This is a genomic window from Oceanobacillus sp. CFH 90083, from assembly GCF_009389585.1.
In the GTDB taxonomy this organism is placed as follows: domain Bacteria; phylum Bacillota; class Bacilli; order Bacillales; family Amphibacillaceae; genus Oceanobacillus.
Genome location: NZ_VIYG01000002.1, coordinates 68,867 through 86,746 on the forward strand (window position 1 = coordinate 68,867; position 17,880 = coordinate 86,746).

Consider the following 17,880-nt stretch of genomic DNA (forward strand, 5'->3'; position numbering starts at 1 on the left):
ATTTCATAAATATGGCATTTTAATTTGTAAACAAACACCTGCACCAATTTCAGATTGAATATGATAAGTTCCCTTTCCTGCTTTAACGGCATTAATCATGATTGTCATCCCATATCCACGGTTTAATCCTTTTGTCGAATAACCCTTTTCTAATATAGAAGGTAATTCTCCGACATCAAAACCAGCTCCATTATCACAAATTTCATAGAATAACGCTCCGTCCAAAACATCAAAAACCAACGTAATCTTTTTTTCTTCCTGCCCGACCATCGCCTCTACTGCATTTTCCAGGCTGTTTCCAATAATCGTAATCCAGCGATCCACGGCAATTGGGTCAGAAAGGCTCGGCCATTTGTTCTCTCCCTGAATATCTACATCAATTTGCAGCTGCTCCAACCGCTCTAATTTAGTCAATAAATAGCCGGCAATAGCTACATCATCGATATGTGCGGAAATAATTCCCGTTTCCCGCTGGTAGATCCTTGACAGACTATCCACATATTCTGCAAGCTCCTCATAAGATTCTGTATAAACCATTGCTCCAATAATATGGAGCTTATTCATAAATTCATGTGTCTGCATCCGCAGTGTGTGTGCATAGGATTCCACTCCTGACAGCTTCTTCATCACAGCATCCAGCTCATTTCGATCTCGAAAAGTGATGATGGCACCAACATCATTTTTATCTACTTTAAAATAAACACTATTCGTAATCATTTCCAGATTGCCAAAGTGAACGGATTTATCATAGACAGCCTGTTCATCATTTAATAATACTTCTGTTGAGAGTTCTGGCCAAACATCTATTATTTTCCTGCCGATAATATCTCCATGATAACCGGCACGCTCCAGCAGCGCTTCTGCCGATGGATTAGCAAGAATAATTTGGTAGTCTGTATGTATGGCAATGACTCCCTCACTCACACTATTGAGCATTACTTCTCGTTCTTCCATCATATAAGCAATCTCTTGAGGCTCCAGGTCAAACAATGTTTTCTTCAGCCTTCTTGCTAAAAAGTAGGAACCAACTAAACCAAGGACAAGACTTACCACGGTTCCCAGAATGGTTATCTTCACACTATCCCATACCGCTTGATTAATAACCTCTGTTGAAATTCCTACAGAAATCGCCCCAATCTGCATGCCATCTTGATTATAAACCGGCTCAAAAGCCCGCATCGACGGACCCAATGTACCAACTGCCTCGGAGGTATAGCGCTGTCCTTCAAACACCGCATCTACATCTCCACCAACAAAATGTTCGCCAATCCGATCAGCAACAGGATGCATCAGACGAATTCCTTCCATGTCCATCAACACAATATATTGTAAATTATTACTTTCACGAATCTCTCTTGCAATGGCACGCAGTCTTTCGTCAGCCTTTCCTTTTTCAAGGGCATCAGGAACGATAGGCATACGAGCAAAATGGCTCGCACTCAAGGCAGCTTTATCAGCAAGCGCTTCCTTTGTTTCTGATGCTTGATTATATCCGATTAACAGACCGGTAACCAGCAATGTTAAACAAATTAGGCCACTAGTGAACAACATCATCTGCAGCTTTAACGGCAGACTCTTTTTCCGCATCCCGGCTTATCCCCCTCTCTATGAAGCAAAAGCTGCCTGGAATCTCTTTTTAGTTGAGGTATTGGGGGCAAGCTTTCTCGACTTTCGTTTATTTTATATGTATGGAAAAATAATATCATAAAATGGAAGGCTAGGGAGTAAGTCAGATGTATTTTTCCTTTCTTTGTTACTGTTAAAATAAAACTATTATAATTCATTTTTTACTGTTTGAATCTAGTCTGTCTCGTATATTTACCACAAGATTTCTGTTGAATCTGTTACTTTGACGCCTGTTTTAAGCTCTCCACTTTCCTTATCATCTGCGTAGATCCAGAGGTCATAATCTTGAAAGAGTTCTCCATAACTCTCCTTATCAGGTCCTTCTATTTCTTGTGTCTCACTAACTTTTATACTTACCATTTCAGCAAAGGTCTCTCCCATCTCCTTTACTTCGTCCATCGATTCAAACCGATCTGTAGAAAAATACAAAGTAATCCGCTTGTCTTCCTCTTCTATCGTAATAATAGCATTCTCAACTGCCTCATTTGCTGCTTCAAATTCCTGTTCAACACGATGGAGCCCCTCTCCGGAAATTTCCACCTCTTTATGAAAAATGTCCTCGGAAAATTCAATGATGATCCCAGTTGAAATCATCACGATAAAGATCAATACATTTTCTATTTTCTTATTTTTAATAAAATTCCCTGCTAATATCACTAGAATCGCACTGAAAGTCACAATCATGGTAACATAAATATCCTGAATGAAATAATGGCTTCCAGCTATAAGCAGGAGAAATAAAATAGGATTAACCCATGCATCCGACAAAAACTTGCTTAACAGCTTACCAACCACAGCAATTACTGCAAGCAGCAATAAAAATTTCCATCCTCCTATAATAATAAAACCCAATAGTAAAATTAAAGCTATCGGAATGACAGTGCCGTATAAAGAAATCTTTTCCATCAATTGTTTTTCCTCCCTTCATCTATTCTTGTTTCACTATTTTTATCCAGAGCTTAAACTGCGTTTTTATTCTCTTTAAATTTTACAGTAGTATTGCCTTCATCAACCGTAACACGATTGGCAATTAATAGAACGAAGAAAAAGCCTGATGCAATGATTAATATCATGATATTGCTTGACTGAATATACAGTAGAAAGTTTAGTAGAACAATTCCTAAAAGAAAAATATAAGCAAATATAAATTTAAGAAAATGCTTCATCGAACTTGGCCGAATCCATAATTTATACTTTGGTAATGCCTCAAGCTTAATAACATTTTCCATCTTTTTTTTACGTTTATGACTGATAGAAAAATAGATAAAGCCCACGATTATTAAAACTGGCATAAGAAGCAAAATGTTTACAAGTGGAGAACTCGGAATTTCAAAATAACCCATTAACGGAGCTAAAAGGATACCGATTGCGTATGCAAATCCACCTAAAGATATGATCGTTGAGCTTTCCGCCTTTTCTTTTTTTGATGTCTTTAACTGTTCCACAATATCCTGATCTTCAACTTTAAATATAGGGCTAGGTACCATCCAAAAAAGAAATGGAAAGATAATTTTCCAAAAGGACCGCTCCATATCCAGGATGTATTGTTCATCATTAATTATTAAAATTCGGTATCGTAAGTTTTTTGCTAAACGTTGTACTTCGAAGTTCATTAATTGCCTCCATTCTCAACTCGCCGTAATCAAATTCCCCACTCAATTGCCTTTCAAAATCTTTTTGCATACTTGGTATAAAAAACGGCTTCTTTGTTTAGTGTATTTAATATTTCCCTAGTAAACTGAGCGTTACTTTACATTATGAAAGTCGAGGTCACGTCCACCTAAACTACCTTTAAATCAATTTTTAAATGTTACTGTTGTAATATCACTTTATTATCACCTATTGCTACTGCCAATACACTAAACAATAATGCTGAAAACAAACAGATCATTCCAACAAAAAGGATTACTGCATTTGCCAATTGAATAAATCCACTCCAGCTTAGAATAGTAAATCCCAGGAAAAATAAATAGAAAAACGAAATAAAGAAAAAATGCTTACATGACTGTGGCCTAATCCACACATTTATCGTTGGACATTGTTCCAGATCAACCACTTGCAACAAACTTTTTTTACTTCTAATATTTATGTAGAAGAATACGGATAGTGTAATTAACAAAGTAATTGCTACAATTATTGAATTAATTAATGGAGTGCTTTCAATGTCAAAGTAATTTACCAAAGGCTGTAATAGATTGGCTATAATTACACCGATCCCCCCTGCTAACACACCATTCCATGATTTTTTATCCTGTTTTACCTCTGGCGTCTTTATTTTTTCTATACTTTCATGATCATTCACCTTATAAGCAGTATTCGGAAATATCCAGTAAAAAAATGGAATTAAAAATTTCCAAAACGACTTACCTAGGTCAAGGATATATCTTTCTTCATTTATTATTAGAACTCTATATCTTAGGTTTTTATATACTCCTTGTACCTTACCATTCATTTATTTGTCACACTCCCACAATTAGACATCTTATTTTGGCATTTATATGCTTATAAACTAGTTGAATGGATTAATAGCATCAAACCCGCTACTAAAAGCTTCACCTATCGTATTTAACTCATCATTAAATGTATCCGCTTCCAAATTACACTTTTATGTACTTGTTCTCCTGCCCTACCTACTGGTGTAGATGAGAGGGACACCCCTCCTATTCTTTATTATCTTTAAATTTTACTTTGATATCGCCTACAATAATTACTAGATTAATAGACAGTAATGCTAATAAAATAGGTGTGCCCATAAAAAGAACCATTACATCCCCTGTGTAAATAAATCCTGAATATGCCAAAACAGTAAAACCAAGAAAAAATAAATAGGTAAATATAATAAAGAAAAATTGCTTGTATGACTTCGGCTTGACCCATAGTTGTTTTACTGGATATTGTTCGATGTCCGCCACTCGGTTCATTCTTCTTTTACCTCTTTGATTAATTTTGAAAAAAACAGATAATACGAGTGACAAAACAATCATAATAATGATTAAATTAATAAATGGGGAACTCGAGATATTAAAAACATTTGCCAATGGCCTTAATAGATTTGCTAGAAATATTGCCACAAGCCCTCCTAAGACGCTCAGGTACCCTGTATCTGTTTGCTCTACTTCTGGTGTCTTTATTTTTTCGATAGTTTCAAAATCATTCACTTTATAAGCGGTATTTGGGAGTATCCAATAAAAAAATGGAAATAAAATTTTCCAGAATGATCTTCCTCCCATATCCAGGATATATTTTTGCTCATTAATGGTCAGAATTTTATACCTTGGGTTTTTGTATACTCCTTGTGCTTTGCAATACATTTAATAGTCTCACTCCTAAATTAATGGAACCTTTTTACGCTTCCATAAAAACTAGCTAAATGGATTAATAGCATCAAGTCCACTACTAAAAGTTTCACCGGTTGTATTTAATCCATCATTAACTTTTTCTTTTATCCAAAGCCATACCTTTATCTATTTGGTTCATTGTAAAATGAACCATTTTTATGTAAATAACCTATCAATATGAGTGACATTGTTTCAACTTTATTATCTAGTAACTTCAACGTAAAGAGCTCACTTATTCAACTAAAATCTAAATTATAGCTATATCGTAAGAAAAATGAATAACAAATCTATTTTCCAACCTCTATTCCTATCTTCCTCTTGTATCATTATATAATTTTGCTTATAATGCATATTGTATAATATCTTGTTAATTAATTGTATTTATTGAAGCTTTTATATGATATCTTCATTTAAAAGAAAGCAAATTTCACTTCATAAGAAGGGAGGGATTGCATACATATGACAAACAAACTACGTAAGACAGCAATTTTTCTATTCGGACTTATTCTATTAGCAAGCTGTAAACCATCTGATAGATATGCTGGTGATTGGTATGCACTGTCTGATACAGGAGAGCACGCCATGCTTCATTTTTCAAAAGAAAAAATCTTAACAATCACTGATGAAAGCGGTAATGAGGAAACGTTTGAAATCAATCAGAATGTGGCAGGAATTATGAACTCTACCAGATACTATCGAGTGGAAGTTGATGGTGCCAATCATTATGTTATTTTTGAAAATAAAGACGATGAAAATAATGCTCACTTTGTCAAACAGACTAACTATGCAGATGATTTTGAAGATATGGCAGGAGAAATTATCTATACGATGAATCGTGAGGATTATCCAAGCGAATTTGGATTGTAATGAAATGTAGACTGGTAAGGAATTAACGTTCTTACCAGTCTGTGGAGGATCTGTCCTAATACATTAATTGATTTGAACATTGTTCCAGAAAACTTATAAATTAGTTTGTTTTATCTTAACATCTACTTTTCCAGGAGTGACAGTAAATAAATTCCCCATAAAAAATAGGAATACTAACATTGTATAAATTAATAGAATGATAGAGTTACCATACTCGATATACATAAGTGCACAATTAATTACAAAAGTTAAAATGAACATATAGCAAAAAATATAAATTAACAAGAATTTGACAGACTTTGTTTTAATATAAAATTGTTTTGTATTGTTCAAATTAGATTTGACTTGTGAATACAGTTTTTGCTGGTTTTTTTTCAAAATAGACATTCTTATTAAAAACATCAATAGAGCTATAAATATTACTATAAAAGAAGCAATTAACGTAGATATCTCTATATTAAAACTATTCATTATCGGACGTATTAAATTTGCAATAACTAATGAGAGACCTATAGCTAAAACATTAATAGCATTTCCACCTTTGTTTGTAGTTTCATGGACTAGCGTATCCACTGTGTTCTGATTGTCTATTTTATAAGCCTTATGCGGAATAACCCAAAATAAAAAAGGTACGAGTATAATCCATTTCGGGTTATCCTTATCTAATATATAATTCTCCCCATTTAAAGTTATTAAATTATATCTTATCTTTCTATACATAATTTGTACACTTGCTTTCATTTTCACCACCTACCCCCATCTTCTGTTTCCTAATATGATTTAAAATCGGTATCCTTAACAAGAGCATCGAAATATTATTTATATTGATTATAATATTTTTCAAACTAATTTGGTATTTTCATACTAATTTCATACAAAATCAAAATAAAACACGCTATTAATAAAGTGTTTTTATAAATTTCACTTTTTAACATATTAAATTATGTTATGATTATATATATTTGAAAATATGGAGGTATTACATGTTAAAAAAAAGGCTTTATCTTCTTATTACTGTATTTCTAATCACATTAGCTGCCTGTGGATCTACGAATGAAGAAGATGCTACAAATGCAGAAGAAAATGAAACAGAAAATGAAGAGCAAGCAGAAACCGAGGATGCTGCTTTAGATGAAGAAGTGGAAGCAGATACCGACGAGGATGGAGATACAAAGGAAAGTGCTGCTGACTCGGAAGAAACAGATGATTCAGAAAGAGATGAAGAACAGTCAGTTTCCAGTTCTAATTCAGACTTCGATGCTTTAGTCGAGGCTATGGAAGAAGTAACAGAAGGCACTGCTACACTCCTTTTCGAAAGCGATGAAGTACAATCACATGAAATGGAAGGGCTCACGTTGTCACTCGATGCTTATCAATTAGTTGAGTTAAAAGATTTCCATAGAAACTTTGATATTCCTTTTGATGAGCAAACAGATGGTGGAGTTATTCTAGCAAAATACACTGCTACAAACGATTCTGATCAAGATTTACATTTCTTACCTACCTTAAATGTGGATTATGTTGGTTCAACAAAATATCATAGCAATTATCGTGAGCTTATTCCGTTAGAAGAGCAATTCTCAGAAAAATTACCTGCCAGTAATGAAAACCTGATTAAAGCTGGTGAAGAATTGACAGGTTACCTTGCTTATCCATTTGGAGAAGAACAATTGGAAACCATTTTATCTGAGGGAAACGTTACTGTTTTGATTCCTGCTCCGACTACAGAGTATAACGAATATTCCACTCGTATTGGAACAGAAGGTCAATTCACCCTCCCATTAGACTCTGATAGTGCTCAAACACAAGCTGAGACTAATGATCAAAATTTTTATCAGGATAAAATTAGCGCAGAAAACTTGGGCGAGAAAGAAATGATTGAACAAGAAGAAGCCCTCAGTACTAGTGATGATTTAGGTGATGTTACTGTTACATTGGATGGATATCAATTTGTTGATTTTACGCCTAATGCTGATGAAGCTCCGCGCTATAATGATCCGGATAATATTGTAGTCGCTACTGTCAAATTTGAAATTGACAACCAGAGTGACGAAGAAATTGGTTTAGATAACATTTCCTCACGAATCTTTCTTAATGACGGTTCGCAATACATACGTAATGAAGGGATGCTCAGCCCTTATGAATTTCAACAAGGGCTTCCAGCCGGAGAGCAGGGAGAATTATTACAAACCTTCTTACTGGATAAAGAAATGTATGAAAAAATTTGGAAAGATAAAGAAATGGAAATAGAGATTGGGCCAATGAGAAACACAGATGCTGAAGATATTTCTAAGGGGAATGTTATCACATTTGATTTGAAATAAGTAAAAAGGCTAGTGGTGACGGTGCATATATCAGACATACCATTAGCCTTTTTTTCTTGTATCTTATGGTATGAATTTGAAGGTTAATTCAATGTGGGAGTGTAAACTTTCATCCAACTTCATTGTAAACTTAACATCATCACCCTTAAAAATTGGAAAACCTAAAACATCATAAATATGAAAGAAGTAAAACAGCCTGACACAATTAGTTTTTAGTGTCAGACTTAAGTAGAAATATTTTATTGTTCATTGTCTACTTTACAGGTTCCAGTTCAGTCTTTAAGGTGGTTTTAATTATATTGCTTTTAATACTTCATCTACAGAATTGCTAAACATATCTGGGTCTTCACTTTTTATATCCCTTAATAAGTTCATTATGATCTCATTTGAATTGTCATCTAGCTTAGATAGCACACTACCGTATATTTTTCTTACTTGTTCCTGATTTAAAATTCTGTAATGTAAAACTTCCATCCATTCTCTTGCCCTATCAATAACACTTGGGACAGCTATAGCAATTAAATATAATCCCTCTTCAATTTTTTCTTTATAGAGATGCTCTATGCCATGTACTAATCCGAACATTACTTCATATTGTTCTGTATCATCGTCAAATCCCATACATAATTCGGTAATAACTGATTTATCCTCTAAACCAATGAGATTACCTAATGCTTCTTCAAATGCGTCTATTTCTTCTTGAGATTGTAAAAGTCTATTTGTGTAGATTTTATTTAATTCTGATTTCACATCCATACACTCCACCCCACTTACTTATTAAATAATTCAGGATATAACTCTCTATTCTTTCTAATCGCATTTAATAGTCCTGCTCTTATTTCAGGTGTGTAGACACCTTGCTTCATATATATCCTTTTTGCATCTAATATATCATGAGTCAGGGCATCACGGTAACTTAGGTTTAAATATTCTTCTAATTTATTACCACTTAAACCATAAGTATATGTTTCTCTATGCCTACCACCTACTCCAGGATGGGGTTGTTCCATATTCATACTAACACCATCGCTTCTCTTTATTCCTGCCTGTTTCATCTTAGCAGCAGAAGGCATATGATCTGTAACCGTTATAAAATGGCTTGATGTTTGCCATTTGCTGTTATGTCTCCATAGTGATATAACCCACTATAAAACGCTTTTCTATCTAAAATCCGTTTGATCTGGACTTTCGTAAACAATTTTCCTTGTTTTGTTCGATGCCCTTCTTCATTCAGTTGTTCCGCTAGTTGAGTTAAAGACCATAAAGGATACATTTCCTTTAAGTCAAACACTCTTTGAACGGTTTTGGCTTGTCTATCATCTATGACAAGGGCTCGAATATATCCGATAACATTCATGATGTTCTCCCCCTCCGTTACGCTAATTAGGATTAACGTAACGCTTAGCCGCTATATTTAGTATAAATCCATTGTATGCGGCTTTAGCGATACATTCAACCCCTTTACCGATACAATCTTATTGTGTATCGTAAAAGTAACATAAACAGAGGAAGGGAAATACCATGCCAATTTCAATCAAACTAAAGGAAATCCTTAAAGAACGTGACCTTTCACAGCGTGAATTAGCACGAATGACAGGGCTGCGCCCTAATACAATTAGTCATCTTTGTTCAGACAACGTAGACAGAGTTTATCTATCAACATTAGAAACGGTATGCAAAGTGTTAGACATCGACATTCAGGAGTTAATCGAGGTGGAGTAGTCCTCTTGTACTAGCAATCGTTCTATGTACGTCCAAGTTGCGAAAAATTTAAAGGCAGGGAGAAAGCGAAGGTATGGCTTTGGAGAATAGAAATGGTGGTAACTGATGATATTATGGTTATTTGCTTAACAAAATAAAGAGTAAATAGGACATACGTTTTAAAGGTATTGTACGCACTATATAATTCGTAAAAACTTAATATGGGGCTTACAGGAGTTACTCATATTCTCTGCATAACAATTGAACTATTTGTCACTGGGTATCCCCACCACCAAAAAAGAAACCTTGATAGGCTCAATTAGTCAAATCAAGGTTCTTTTATTATTCTTTTTCAATTAGTATAGTATTACAAACAACTTCTACATTTAAAGGCGGCATAAAGATATTACATTTTAATATATCTTCTCCATCAATCTGTACATCTGTAATCTCAACATCCTGAATAAAATAAGGAATTTGAGTTTTCGTTAACTCTTTTAAGGGTTTCAATCTATCATCAACACTTGTTACAAATGAGAATTTCGAACATCCAGTAAAAAGTAAGATTACATTAAAATCTGTGTCTTCAAATACAATTCTAAGTTCATCTCCAAAAAAACTGGACTCCATTTGCAGTACTCTAGCATCCCAATAATGCAGTTCTTCAATTTCATTTAGTATTTTCTGTGCATTCAAGTTACTCCACCTCACTTTTTATATGGAATATGAGCATCCGGGCTTTTTCTATCCACAACGTTTAGGTTTACATCAAGCGGATTACCACTTTCATCAAAAATATGAACATGGTCATACTTTGTAACTTTGTCAGGAGGGTCAATTTTCATCCGGACATTTCCATTAGCATCTCTAATATGAACAAAACCGTTATTCTCAGTGTATTTCCAATTACTTGGTAACCCCTCTAATATATCATTTTTAGTCATGTTAGGAATATTATTGGCATTAATTTTTCCTACAAAATTACCTACACCATTACCTGTACCCTTATCTCCACTTCCACTATCCTTAGTTGAACTACCACCACTACTCTTTCCACCACCATCTGTCCTAACTAAATGATAAGCCCCAGTAGCATCCTGCACAAGTCCAATCTCTGGCATTTGTTGACGAAACCATTCACGTATATTGGTAAGTGTTGGTAATCTCCCACCATCAGGTACAAAACTGTTTGCTGCGGCAGTGGAAGAATTTGTATTGTTATCAGTCTTTGGCACAGCTTGTGAGCCCGATGGTTTACTATTTGGTGATGGAACGTCTGGACTTGGATTTGGTTTACGAATAAACATCAACATTCCCATGGAGAGTACGTCTGCTATATGTTCTTTGGAATTTGGATCCTCTGGCGCAATTGCACCTTTCGCTGTGTCTACTCCTCCCATTGTTAACCAATTAGCAAAGTCTGCTGGAGAGTTAAGCATATTTTCACCATAGCCAACCATGGCTCTATACGTATCTTTTCCGGTATCTAAGGCACCTACCGTTAGATAATTCGAAAAGTCATAAAATGAATTCATCTTGTTATCGTTTAATTCTTCTAGACGATTTCCAAAACCAGTAACTGTATCCTTCCCTAACTCTACTGTATTGTCAAAGGTCTTCTTGAAACTCTTACCTAGTTCCGTAAAGAAGTCTTCTTCCTCCACTTCCGGTGGCTTTAATCTCTCCTCAGGAATTTTCTCCACGAATTGATATTTCATAACTTCATCGTGATCCATGAAAGAGCGAACAATTCTTCCATCTTGCAGGGTTAAATAATTACCGTAATATTCACCTTTATAATCTCGTACAGACGTAGTGCTTACTGTGGTAACATTAAGACTATTATATTGATCTTCTAGCATAACAGGCGATGTATTATACAAAAAGTAACCCAAAGCCCGCATCCGATAGTCCATCGTCATACTCATTTTATCATTAAATTCGTTTCGGACAATGGATGCGGCAGTAGATCCCATTGCTAGATAACTAGAGCTTGTTATTGCGGTAAGAATGTCCATCACATATTCTTTCGGAATAGCTTTTTGGAATAGCCCTGCAATCATTTCCTGATGGACATCTAATTGCTTTATTGAATTCGCTTTGTAACTCGTTACAATCAACTGATGATCTCCCGTTAACGACTGGATATCTTTAAGGTAGTTTTCTAGGAGGTCAAAATCTTTTTCTGTTGTTGTTAACTTGTTGGTTGCTTCCTGATCAAATTGGTACAGGTTTTCAATTGTTTTGTTCACTTTATCTTCTGTTTTATCCACATTATATAGTATTTCCTCATCCGAGACATTCGATAAATGGATAATATCTTGTACTGATCGCAAAAGCTCATTGGCTTCATCCGTTAACTGCACGGTGTGTTCTTTTACTTTTTGGAGTTGTGATTTCATTTCTGATTGAAGAAATTCTTCATCAACATAGGCCTGCTCCGAGCTGTCAAATTCATACAACGACTGTTGGATTTGCTGTAATGTGTGGTGATATTCCCGGACAATTCCTTCTAAATACACAGTTAGTGGTGAATGGATATCCTGATAAAATGCACGGATCGATGAAGCTGTTTGCCCACTAAAATCCGATTCTGTTTGCAGTATTCCGGTTATTTTCCCCTGAACTTCCATAACTTGATTCGCTAATTCTGCCAAAAGCTTTGTCGTCTGTTCAATACCTTCGTGAATCGTTGATGCTTCTAATGTCTTCATAACCCTTTACCCTATCCCTCCCTTGCTATCGCTAAAATCATGATTTGATCATTTTAATTCCCTGTGCTGCCATTCTTTCTTTTTCCTCCAATGTATCCAATGCTCTTAATGCAGAAGTAATATGCTTCGCCGAAACGTGTTGAAACAGTACAGTTAATTGTTCGATTCGTTGATTTAACTGGTTCATTTTTTTTACTGCATCCAAGTTATTTTTACCTCGGATGTCCACAAGTCCTTTGGCTTTTACTTGAGCTAATACATGTTCATAATCTTGAAACTTTTGTTCGACTGGACCACGGTTTAATTTTATTTCAGTCATGCCTTCACTCCTTGTTTAACCATGCACACATAACTTATTTCATGGTAAATATTAACTTATTTTCATCTATTTATAGTATAAACATGCAAATTATTAATTCTAAGGGATTAAAGAAACTATTTTTAAAGAATCCCAAACAATTTAGAGCCTTATGACCCGGTTCAAACTACCCTTTTCAACATCAGTCATATGAATGATAGAAACTTGACTTCGAGAATAAAATGAATCCGGAAGAATTATTCAAGAACGATTAGAAATGACGGGCACATCTAGCGTATTTGCCCCAAATTCCAAGGATTTTCTAACCAAACCATAGCGATTATTCCCTTTTGACGGATCGACGCCGTCTCGAAGATTATGGAAACCATAACTGCGTCCCTATCAAATGCCCTCCGTCATCATCTGGTAAACGGTCATCTCTCCCTGCTTGTCTCTGCATTTCCAAATTTCTCGTTCCTTGCTTCAATACCAGATTATCCGCTACCATTGCTCCAGCCGCATAGATTCCCCTGGTTCTCTATAAGCGATACTTTCTGCACCTGAATTTACAATCACACACCACATCGTCAAAAGTGAATGTGCATCCTAGCATGTGGTACAAAAAATACATACAAAACTTCTAGTTTGACTGCTAAATACGGTCGAACAAATCATGCGAACACCAAAGAGGATAAGCTCCTATTTCTTAAAAGGTTCAGAGAAACAAATCTTTAGTAATTGATGATCATCACTGGGCCATCATATCGTACATATATCTTTATACCATTTTAATCTGCCGACACATCAATCGTTGGTATCGTTGTCAAAAACACGAAGTAACTACCTTGAAGTATTCTATTTTTTTCAACTTAAGCCTAAGATATTAAATTTTAAAATTTGATTGCTTAGGCTTATTTAACATGACCTTTTTGAAAACTCTATGAAAATAGCTTCTTTTCACCCTGGCGATTAATAGTTTTCATTATACAACTTCTATCATATGTACATCTCTACTTTTTAGTTTTTCTTATTGGCGTGCAAAATAACAATTCTGTCCCTCAAAAAATAATCTCCCTTTCAGACCAAATTCATCTTCACTTATCTTTTCGATAAAATATGTTCGATGCATACTACCATTATTCCGTTCAAGATAAATAGTAAGCCCACCCTCTATTTCTTCTAATCCATAATTAAAATCACTTTCATATCCTTTCGAATACACCGTTTTTTCATCTTTAAATTCCAAGCCTTGGCTCACAATATCAAAACAATCTGCCTCTCCTTCTGGCTCCCCATCCTTATACCCTGCTGTTGCTACCCACTCTCCCCCTATTAAATCTTCTTCTGTTATTATAGTGCTACAACCTACAGGAATAATCATGATAATTATAAGAAAACAATACTTTAATCGATTCATTGATTTATCACCTTTGTAATTATAGCTTTTTAATATTGACGTTCTAAATGACAAGCTCTTCCTTCCTCTAAACCTATCCCAGTCAGCTCCAGCTCATCTTCATTAATCATTTCTATTTCATACATGAAGCGACCTACACTTGAATCATTAAAATTTATTTCTTGTTTATCTCTTATCCAGTATTCAAAGTCTCTTTCATGAAAATCTACATAGACAGCTCCATCCCTTTTAAATTCCAGACCCTTATCAAAAAGATGACAATCAGGTTCCCCCACTGCCTTGTTACCATCAAATTCTGCTGTTGACTCCCATTTCCCTCCGATTAAATCTTCTTCTGTTATCTCATCTCTGCTGCAACCGACGAGAATGATAAAAATAAAAAATAACCAACAATACTTTATACATCTCACTTTTTATACTACCTCATTTAATGTTCAACTCTTCTTTTAGCTTTCCTTATTTATTGGCGCTTAAAATAACAATTCTGATCATCATATACGCCTCTTAGACCAAACTCATCTTCGTTTATCTTTTCAATATAATAAATTTGAGTCAAGCCAGCTTCAATGTAAAGAGAAAGCCCTTCCTTTAAATCCACTAATTTATAGTAAACATCTCTTTCATAAGCTTGGGAATACACTGTTTCTTCATCTTTAAATTCTAGTCCTGAATCCACACCAGAAGAACAATAAGAGGTTCCCTCGGGATCTCCATCACTGTACCCTGCAATTACTTCCCATTCTCCTCCTATTAAATCTTCTTCCGTTATGTCGTCATTACTACAACCTACAAGAAAGCTGAAAAAGGCTAATAAAATACTGTATCTAATTCGATTCATTGGAAAACGCTCCTTTTACATTCTTCTAAATTTTTTTAATTTATACCTTCAGCTAAAGTATCTATCGTTTCTCCATGTTGAGTACCATACAAAATATAACCAGCTGTTTTCTCTCCAAAATTGAGGTCAATATCTTTTATTTTATCCCTAACACTATACCAATCATTCGCGTTAATTTCTTTTTCCGGAAAATAGAGATTAGGATTTATCTCATGAAGTTCATTCCATCGCTTTATTTGCTCAAAAGTGGTTTCAGTTGGATAGAGCTGCACCTCTAGACTCCCTCCAATATCCTGCTCAATAATCGCAACCTCCATACTTAAATCCGTTGCAGCTATTAATGCCTTAATTAAGGTTATCTCTTCTTCATATTCTTTTGTCTCAGAACTATACTCAAATACTGCTTCTCCTACATCTTTAATAAAACTAATTTTTAATTGATCTGCCAATTCTCCAAAAAACATCTCTCTTACCTTTGATTTTATAAAGTTAGCTTCATAATGTATTTGTTCTTCTATTTTCTCGTTTAATTCACTTTCTTGAATATTACTAGATGCAGACACCCCTGTTGCATACGTTATAGCAGACTGTTCATACATACTAGGATGAATATCTTGATATTGGTCATCAAATATAATTTCATGATATTGTTCTTTACTTACAATATCTTGATAGTTGTTATATTCGACTGTTTTCACTCTTGAATCAAAAAAATGTCCAGGAATGTCCCTATGATCTTGTATATATTCAATATCAAATACTTCAATTACTTTATTGTCACCCACCATTTTATTTTGATAATCCTTCAACAGCATGGAGTAGGCTTCTAATTTAGTACGATCCGTATCATCCAAATTTGTTTCGCTGGGCATTTGATCTCCCATAAATACATATGCCTGAACCATTTCCATTTCTTGTTCCAGTCTCCTGTCAGAAATAACAACCTTTTCATTCAACCTATCTGTTAATCCGCCAATATCATCCTCATTAATATAACCAATTATCTCCTCTACTTCTTTCCTTTTTTCATCATCTAAAAAATCATTTTGAAAATAATCATAAAGTTTATCTGTTTCCTTAGAGGTTAAAGGTTCACCAACTGCCATTTTTTGAAGTAATTGCTCTAGGATTATGTCTCCTTCTTCGTCTCCACCATTCATCATTGCAATATATTCAGCACTTCCGATAGCCACTCCTGCACTTCCAATATTATTAATATTCCTGACAGATAAATCTCCACCTCTAGTAACCCAACCTACCCCGGAAATATAATCCTTGATTGAATCTAATTCTGTATGCACCGACTCCAAAGCTGCTACTTGCGCTTCATCTACACTATACAATTGATCTACAATTCTCCGTACCTTTTTTTTACCACTATCAACCTGCTCCAATACATCTGTATCATCAACCTTAGTTAACGCTACAATATCCGCTATACGATTTAGAATACTATTCGCAGTTGATGTAAATTCCTCACTGTGGGTTTCCACGTTTTTTAATCCATCGATGACGTCTTCCTCTAAAAATTGTTCATAAATTATTCCATTAGGTGAGGATTCGAAGTCTTGAATATCTTCTTGCATGGCAGTCATTGCCTCTTGATAATTTTCCAGCCATTGATGAAGAGAGATTAAAAAGGGTCCGTGAACCTCTTTAAAATAGGTCCGAATAGAGTCACCCGCTTCTCCGCTTAAAACATCCTTTGCATCATAAAAACGATTAATTGCTTCTTGCAATGTACTCATATTTTCTATCAGTGTATCAATACCTTCTTTTCCTTCTTCCAATCCCTCCATGAACGAATCTGTCTCTAAAACCTTCATTAGGACGTCCCCCTTATCTATTTAGATCGATATTACTTTTATATTGTACGGACCTTTCTCTTAACGACAAATCTCTGGCTATCACTGCATCTGTCTCTTTCATTTTATCAATCGCCTCTTCTGCTGCCTGCAAATTTTGAAGGAAGGTTTGTTCAAATAACTCTAAAACAGTATGGAGTTCTTTATTTATTTCATTGATTTTGTCTGTCATATCCAATACATTTTTTCCTTTTACTTCCTTATCAAAAGACAGTTCCATTGTATTTAATAATGAACGCATTTCGGAAACACCCTGCTTAGCAATTTCAGGGTATACTTTAATCTCTTTACTCATCTTTCATTGCCTCCTTTTTCTGCTGTTCGAGTTCTATTTGTTGTGATTCTAATGAAGTAATGTTTGTCTTTATATCACTGATATCACTCATTATCTGTCTTATTTTTTCTTCTATATCCGTCATTGCCCCGCCAATCTGTTCTTCAGCTAGCGAAACAAAGCTTTCCCTTACCCCATCTTCTCTTATTTCCGATACTAAGCTTGCATTCTCTCCATTAAAGTTATTTGATGTGAATTCTGGTTTTGAACATTCTTCCTCTACATCGTAAAAATTAGTTTGTACTTCTCCTAGATTTTTCTGCGCTTCCCTTAATCGCTCCAGTTCCTCCTGTTTATTAGATAATTGCAGTTGATTCACTTCTAAACTTATATCCACTATCCTCAATCTTTGATTTAATACAAAAGATGCAGTCATCCTATACACCTCAACTTTCCATCTATACTTTTCTTCCAATTTTTCTGGGATTCTTTTAACTGCCCTATGGTCCTTCTTCAAAACCAGATACTTTCGAAATTGCTTGATTCATTTTATCCCATGTATCTTTTTAATATTCTAATCTATACTCAGCCCTTCGCTTTCAATCCTTTGATTATTTT

21 protein-coding genes and 1 pseudogene are annotated in these 17,880 nt (G+C 34.8%); 3 read left to right on the top strand and 19 right to left on the bottom strand.

What is annotated here, in order from left to right; all coding sequences use genetic code 11:
• Positions 1 to 3: 3 nt before the first annotated feature.
• The 5 genes from FLK20_RS02890 to FLK20_RS02910 form a co-directional block, all read right to left on the bottom strand.
• Entirely contained in the window at positions 4 to 1,587 is a 1,584-nt protein-coding gene (locus FLK20_RS02890) for an ATP-binding protein (protein ID WP_152655067.1), read from the bottom strand.
• A gap of 231 nt (positions 1,588 to 1,818) precedes the next feature.
• The gene (locus tag FLK20_RS02895; RefSeq protein ID WP_152655068.1) at positions 1,819 to 2,535 is read right to left on the bottom strand and encodes a hypothetical protein; all 717 of its coding nucleotides are present in this window, start codon (positions 2,533 to 2,535) and stop codon (positions 1,819 to 1,821) included.
• A 50-nt stretch (positions 2,536 to 2,585) separates the two neighbouring features.
• Positions 2,586 to 3,239: a DUF443 family protein gene (locus tag FLK20_RS02900; RefSeq protein WP_152655069.1), complete on the bottom strand. Its 654-nt coding sequence runs from the start codon at positions 3,237 to 3,239 to the stop codon at positions 2,586 to 2,588.
• Positions 3,240 to 3,436: 197 nt separating this feature from the next.
• Positions 3,437 to 4,078, bottom strand: coding sequence for a DUF443 family protein (locus FLK20_RS02905; RefSeq protein WP_152655070.1), 642 nt, complete (start codon positions 4,076 to 4,078; stop codon positions 3,437 to 3,439).
• Positions 4,079 to 4,286: 208 nt separating this feature from the next.
• A complete protein-coding gene (locus FLK20_RS02910) occupies positions 4,287 to 4,937 on the bottom strand; it encodes a DUF443 family protein (protein WP_152655071.1) in 651 nt (216 codons plus the stop codon).
• 486 nt (positions 4,938 to 5,423) lie between these two features.
• On the opposite strand from FLK20_RS02910, the gene FLK20_RS02915 reads away from it, so the two are divergent.
• Positions 5,424 to 5,831, top strand: a complete 408-nt coding sequence (locus FLK20_RS02915; protein ID WP_152655072.1) for a hypothetical protein — start codon at positions 5,424 to 5,426, stop codon at positions 5,829 to 5,831.
• A 93-nt stretch (positions 5,832 to 5,924) separates the two neighbouring features.
• Here the strand turns inward: FLK20_RS02915 and FLK20_RS02920 are convergent, their stop codons facing one another.
• Positions 5,925 to 6,572 carry a DUF443 family protein gene (locus tag FLK20_RS02920; protein WP_152655073.1) on the bottom strand — a complete coding sequence of 216 codons (648 nt, stop codon included), beginning with the start codon at positions 6,570 to 6,572 and terminating at the stop codon, positions 5,925 to 5,927.
• A gap of 242 nt (positions 6,573 to 6,814) precedes the next feature.
• On the opposite strand from FLK20_RS02920, the gene FLK20_RS02925 reads away from it, so the two are divergent.
• Complete coding sequence (locus FLK20_RS02925; RefSeq protein ID WP_152655074.1) at positions 6,815 to 8,155, top strand: DUF5068 domain-containing protein; 1,341 nt, start codon at positions 6,815 to 6,817, stop codon at positions 8,153 to 8,155.
• A 294-nt stretch (positions 8,156 to 8,449) separates the two neighbouring features.
• On the opposite strand, the gene FLK20_RS02935 is transcribed toward FLK20_RS02925, so the two are convergent.
• The 3 genes from FLK20_RS02935 to FLK20_RS02945 all read right to left on the bottom strand — a co-directional run bounded on the left by FLK20_RS02935 (position 8,450) and on the right by FLK20_RS02945 (position 9,512).
• Complete coding sequence (locus tag FLK20_RS02935) at positions 8,450 to 8,911, bottom strand: Imm30 family immunity protein (protein ID WP_152655075.1); 462 nt, start codon at positions 8,909 to 8,911, stop codon at positions 8,450 to 8,452.
• A 14-nt stretch (positions 8,912 to 8,925) separates the two neighbouring features.
• Positions 8,926 to 9,171, bottom strand: coding sequence for a hypothetical protein (locus FLK20_RS02940; RefSeq protein ID WP_227994832.1), 246 nt, complete (start codon positions 9,169 to 9,171; stop codon positions 8,926 to 8,928).
• A gap of 71 nt (positions 9,172 to 9,242) precedes the next feature.
• Complete coding sequence (locus tag FLK20_RS02945) at positions 9,243 to 9,512, bottom strand: recombinase family protein (RefSeq protein ID WP_227994833.1); 270 nt, start codon at positions 9,510 to 9,512, stop codon at positions 9,243 to 9,245.
• A gap of 164 nt (positions 9,513 to 9,676) precedes the next feature.
• Between FLK20_RS02945 and FLK20_RS02950 the strand changes: the two genes are divergently transcribed.
• Positions 9,677 to 9,877, top strand: coding sequence for a helix-turn-helix domain-containing protein (locus tag FLK20_RS02950; protein ID WP_026089141.1), 201 nt, complete (start codon positions 9,677 to 9,679; stop codon positions 9,875 to 9,877).
• A 321-nt stretch (positions 9,878 to 10,198) separates the two neighbouring features.
• Here the strand turns inward: FLK20_RS02950 and FLK20_RS02955 are convergent, their stop codons facing one another.
• The 10 genes and pseudogenes from FLK20_RS02955 to FLK20_RS02995 all read right to left on the bottom strand — a co-directional run bounded on the left by FLK20_RS02955 (position 10,199) and on the right by FLK20_RS02995 (position 17,779).
• Positions 10,199 to 10,552, bottom strand: a complete 354-nt coding sequence (locus FLK20_RS02955) for a hypothetical protein (protein WP_036074807.1) — start codon at positions 10,550 to 10,552, stop codon at positions 10,199 to 10,201.
• Between the two features lie 11 nt (positions 10,553 to 10,563).
• Positions 10,564 to 12,570 (bottom strand): ribonuclease YeeF family protein, encoded by a 2,007-nt coding sequence (locus FLK20_RS02960; protein ID WP_152655077.1) that lies wholly within the window; start codon positions 12,568 to 12,570, stop codon positions 10,564 to 10,566.
• A gap of 37 nt (positions 12,571 to 12,607) precedes the next feature.
• Entirely contained in the window at positions 12,608 to 12,889 is a 282-nt protein-coding gene (locus FLK20_RS02965; RefSeq protein ID WP_152655078.1) for a YwqI/YxiC family protein, read from the bottom strand.
• 370 nt (positions 12,890 to 13,259) lie between these two features.
• Positions 13,260 to 13,370 (bottom strand): annotated as a pseudogene (locus FLK20_RS21795) (DNA/RNA non-specific endonuclease); the annotation flags it as partial.
• Positions 13,371 to 13,895: 525 nt separating this feature from the next.
• A complete protein-coding gene (locus tag FLK20_RS02970) occupies positions 13,896 to 14,285 on the bottom strand; it encodes a hypothetical protein (RefSeq protein ID WP_152655079.1) in 390 nt (129 codons plus the stop codon).
• 29 nt (positions 14,286 to 14,314) lie between these two features.
• Positions 14,315 to 14,695, bottom strand: a complete 381-nt coding sequence (locus tag FLK20_RS02975) for a hypothetical protein (RefSeq protein ID WP_152655080.1) — start codon at positions 14,693 to 14,695, stop codon at positions 14,315 to 14,317.
• 50 nt (positions 14,696 to 14,745) lie between these two features.
• Positions 14,746 to 15,123: a hypothetical protein gene (locus tag FLK20_RS02980; RefSeq protein ID WP_152655081.1), complete on the bottom strand. Its 378-nt coding sequence runs from the start codon at positions 15,121 to 15,123 to the stop codon at positions 14,746 to 14,748.
• A 35-nt stretch (positions 15,124 to 15,158) separates the two neighbouring features.
• Entirely contained in the window at positions 15,159 to 16,949 is a 1,791-nt protein-coding gene (locus tag FLK20_RS02985; protein WP_152655082.1) for an LXG domain-containing protein, read from the bottom strand.
• Positions 16,950 to 16,962: 13 nt separating this feature from the next.
• On the bottom strand, positions 16,963 to 17,283 hold the full coding sequence (locus tag FLK20_RS02990; protein WP_152655083.1) for a YwqI/YxiC family protein: 321 nt from the start codon (positions 17,281 to 17,283) through the stop codon (positions 16,963 to 16,965).
• Positions 17,276 to 17,779, bottom strand: a complete 504-nt coding sequence (locus FLK20_RS02995; protein WP_152655084.1) for a YwqH-like family protein — start codon at positions 17,777 to 17,779, stop codon at positions 17,276 to 17,278. Before FLK20_RS02995 ends, FLK20_RS02990 begins: the two co-directional genes overlap by 8 nt.
• Positions 17,780 to 17,880 lie beyond the last annotated feature (101 nt).